1 pseudogene is annotated in these 767 nt (G+C 41.9%); it reads left to right on the top strand.

The window, feature by feature from the left end:
* Positions 1–106 precede the first annotated feature (106 nt).
* Positions 107–767, top strand: a pseudogene (gene aprE, locus ACWHAR_RS26195) (subtilisin AprE); the annotation flags it as partial.

The raw sequence follows: 767 nt of genomic DNA, 5'->3' as shown, positions 1-767 counted from the left end.
CAAAAAAATGGGTCTACTAAAATATTATTCCATCTATTACAATAAATTCACAGAATAGTCTTTTAAGTAAGTCTACTCTGAATTTTTTAAAAGGAGAGGGTAAAGAGTGAGAAGCAAAAAATTGTGGATCAGCTTGTTGTTTGCGTTAACGTTAATCTTTACGATGGCGTTCAGCAACATGTCTGCGCAGGCTGCCGGAAAAAGCAGTACAGAAAAGAAATACATTGTCGGATTTAAGCAGACAATGAGTGCCATGAGTTCCGCCAAGAAAAAGGATGTTATTTCTGAAAAAGGCGGAAAGGTTCAAAAGCAATTTAAGTATGTTAACGCGGCCGCAGCAACATTGGATGAAAAAGCTGTAAAAGAATTGAAAAAAGATCCGAGCGTTGCATATGTGGAAGAAGATCATATTGCACATGAATATGCGCAATCTGTTCCTTATGGCATTTCTCAAATTAAAGCGCCGGCTCTTCACTCTCAAGGCTACACAGGCTCTAACGTAAAAGTAGCTGTTATCGACAGCGGAATTGACTCTTCTCATCCTGACTTAAACGTCAGAGGCGGAGCAAGCTTCGTTCCTTCTGAAACAAACCCATACCAGGACGGCAGTTCTCACGGTACGCATGTCGCCGGTACGATTGCCGCTCTTAATAACTCAATCGGTGTTCTGGGCGTAGCGCCAAGCGCATCATTATATGCAGTAAAAGTGCTTGATTCAACAGGAAGCGGCCAATATAGCTGGATTATTAACGGCATTGAGTGGGCCA

The sequence above is a fragment of the Bacillus sp. LR--39 genome (assembly GCF_053613335.1).
Note: the sequence above shows the minus strand (reverse complement) of the source record. Positions and strands in the feature narration are given on the sequence as shown.